This is a genomic window from Sphingobium sp., from assembly GCF_035511395.1.
In the GTDB taxonomy this organism is placed as follows: Bacteria; Pseudomonadota; Alphaproteobacteria; order Sphingomonadales; family Sphingomonadaceae; genus Sphingobium.
This window is the reverse complement of the sequence record NZ_DATKFP010000377.1, coordinates 1-2,924: the sequence shown is the minus strand read 5'-3', so window position 1 is coordinate 2,924 and position 2,924 is coordinate 1. Positions and strand designations below refer to the sequence as shown.

Below are 2,924 nucleotides of genomic sequence, written 5' to 3'. Positions count from 1 at the left end.
AGGGCTGGTGGGCACGGCGCGAGCGGATGCCTTTGCGGCCAAGCTGTCCGCGCTGGAAGCGGCGCGGGAGCTGGCCCGGACGCTTCGCCTGTCGCCCACAGAGCTGGCGCGGCGGGGGCTGCGGATCAATCAGGATGGCGTTGCGCGGAGCGCCATGGACCTTCTGGCCTATCCGGAGATCGGGCTGACCGAGATCGGCAATATTTGGCCCGAACTCGGCACAGTGCCCGCCGATGTCGGAGAGCAGCTTGAGATCGACGCGCAATATGCCGGCTATCTCGACCGGCAGGAGAGCGATATCCGGGCTTTCCGGAAAGATGAGGGGCTGGCGCTCCCGTCGGACCTCGACTACGCCGCGATTCCGGGTCTCTCCAACGAAGTCCGGTTGAAGCTCGGGACCGCCCGGCCCGCCACCCTGGGGCAGGCGGCGAGGGTGGATGGCGTCACGCCGGCGGCTCTGACGACCCTCCTGATGTATGTGCGGCAAGGGGCTCGTCATACAGCTTGAGGGGTAGGGCTCGGCATGACCCAACATCTAGTGCAAGTCATTGATGCGGAGTCCTTTTCGGCCGCGACGTCTGTTTCACGTGAAACAATGGCGCGATTGCTGACCTATGAGGCGTTGCTCCGGAAGTGGCAGGGCTCGATCAATCTGGTCGCTTCGTCGAGTTTGGCTGAGATCTGGAACAGGCATTTTCTCGATAGCGCTCAACTTGTTCCGCTCGCGCCGACCGCGCGGAGCTGGGTCGACATCGGGAGCGGAGCGGGATTTCCCGGCCTCGTGGTCGCCATCCTGCTGGCGGGCAGGGCCGGATTCCGGATGCATCTCGTCGAAAGCGACCAGAAGAAATCCGTTTTCATGCGGGAAGTGATCCGGGCGACCGGCGCGCCCGCCATCGTCCACATGATGCGGATCGAGGAATTCTGGACGGGGGGCGAGGTCGCTTCGCCCGACATTATCAGCGCCCGGGCATTGGCGCCTTTGCCCCGGTTGCTCGACTGGACCTCATCTTTCTGGGGAAAAGATACGATCGGGCTCTTCCTGAAGGGTCAAGGGGCCGCTGCCGAATTGACGGAGTCGGCAAAAAATTGGATATTTGACAGTGAAGCCATTGCCAGCCAATCCGATCCATCCGGAACGGTGCTGAAGCTTTGGGGGCTCCGACATGCGAATACCGGACTCGAGCGCTGACCTTACCTCCATTGGAGCGCAAGCCGCTCCGGCCGGAAATGTCCTGACGCAGCCGGAGGGGCCGCGTCCTCGCATCCTGGTTCTCGCCAATCAGAAGGGCGGCGTCGGCAAGACGACGACCGCCATTAATCTGGGTACGGCGCTTGCCGCGGTGGGCGAGCGGGTGCTGATCGTCGATCTCGATCCGCAAGGCAATGCCAGCACGGGGCTTGGCATCGGTCGGGCGGAGCGCAAGGTATCGGCTTATGACGTTCTGATCGGGTCTGCCCTGATCGAGGACGCGGTCGTACCGACCAAGGTCCCCGGTCTTGATATTGTTCCGTCCACGATGGATCTGCTCGGCGCCGAGCTGGAGCTTGCCAGTGTGCCGCGGCGCTCGCACCGCCTGCGCGATGCACTGGCGCGGATGCCGCGCGCCGGCAAGGCCCGCGATGGCAGCGAAAAGGAAGCGGCAATGACCGCGCGTCCTTACACCTATCTGCTGATCGACTGCCCGCCCTCGCTCAATCTTCTGACCATCAATGCGATGACCGCCGCCGACGCCGTGCTCGTGCCGCTGCAATGCGAGTTCTTCGCCCTGGAAGGCCTGAGCCAGCTATTGCGGACGGTGGAGCGCGTCAAGTCGAGCCTCAATCCGCGCCTCGAGATCCAGGGTGTCGTGCTGACCATGTATGATCAGCGCAACAAGCTTTCGGATCAGGTGGCGTCCGATGTGCGCCAGCATCTCGGCGAGAAGGTTTATCGCACGGTGATCCCGCGCAATGTACGAATCTCGGAAGCGCCTTCCTATGGCAAGCCGGCACTGGTCTATGACCATCGCTGTGCGGGCAGCAAGGCCTATATGAAGCTCGCCTCCGAACTCATTCAGCGCGAGCGTGCCTTGCGCCGGCCCGCAGCCTGATCCGATTACGAGTCGCATGCTGCCGGGTCATGCTTTAAGAAAACCCGTTAATGCAAAGTAAGATTTGAATATCCGGTCATACAAGGTAGCGCTGCCGGATGGCGATCGCTGAATTCCCGCCGAAACGGGCTGGTCGCGGTCAGACTTTCACGGCCATACCGTGTGTCGGTCGGCAGAAGGACGAGAGAGGACAAGATGATGGCAGAGGAAAGTCCGAGCCGGCTTGGACGCGGTCTCGCGGCGCTGATCGGCGACGATGCGGCCTTCGCGCTGGGCGACAGCAACGCGCCGGCACCGCGCGGCGTGCGCGAGGTGCCGATCGAATTCCTGCGGCCCAATCCCTTTCAGCCGCGGCATACTTTCCGTGAGGAAGATCTCGCCGATCTGTCGAACTCGATCCGCGAGAAGGGCATCCTTCAACCGATCGTCGTCCGGCCGGTGGCGGGCGATCAGAACGCTTTCGAAATAGTCGCCGGCGAGAGACGCTGGCGGGCCGCGCAGCGGGCGCAGCTCCATCAGGTGCCGATCCTGGTCAAGGAATTGACGGATGCGGAATCGCTTGAAATCGCAATCATCGAGAATGTGCAGCGCGCCGACCTCAATGCGATCGAGGAAGCGGCCGGCTACGATCGTCTCGCCGCCCAGTTCAGCTATACCCAGGAACAGCTCTCGAAGCTGATCGGCAAGAGCCGCAGCCATGTCGCCAACACGCTTCGCCTGCTCTCGCTTCCGGATGGCGTCCGCTCGCTGATCGAGCAGGGCAAGCTGACAGCCGGCCATGCTCGTCCCTTGATCGGCGTCGACAATGCGGAGGCGCTCGCCGCCGAGATC

The 2,924-nt window shown here is 63.1% G+C and carries 3 protein-coding genes and 1 pseudogene; all 4 read left to right on the top strand.

Annotated elements, in window-relative coordinates; translation table 11 throughout:
* Positions 1 to 508 (top strand): annotated as a pseudogene (locus tag VMR39_RS25690) (tRNA uridine-5-carboxymethylaminomethyl(34) synthesis enzyme MnmG); the annotation flags it as partial.
* A 15-nt stretch (positions 509 to 523) separates the two neighbouring features.
* On the top strand, positions 524 to 1,192 hold the full coding sequence (gene rsmG, locus VMR39_RS25685; protein WP_325420578.1) for a 16S rRNA (guanine(527)-N(7))-methyltransferase RsmG: 669 nt from the start codon (positions 524 to 526) through the stop codon (positions 1,190 to 1,192).
* A complete protein-coding gene (locus VMR39_RS25680; RefSeq protein ID WP_325420576.1) occupies positions 1,167 to 2,093 on the top strand; it encodes a ParA family protein in 927 nt (308 codons plus the stop codon). The genes rsmG and VMR39_RS25680 overlap by 26 nt, the downstream gene beginning before the upstream one ends.
* 198 nt (positions 2,094 to 2,291) lie before the next feature.
* Positions 2,292 to 2,924: ParB/RepB/Spo0J family partition protein (locus VMR39_RS25675; protein WP_325420573.1), on the top strand; the 633-nt coding region annotated here is incomplete at its 3' end.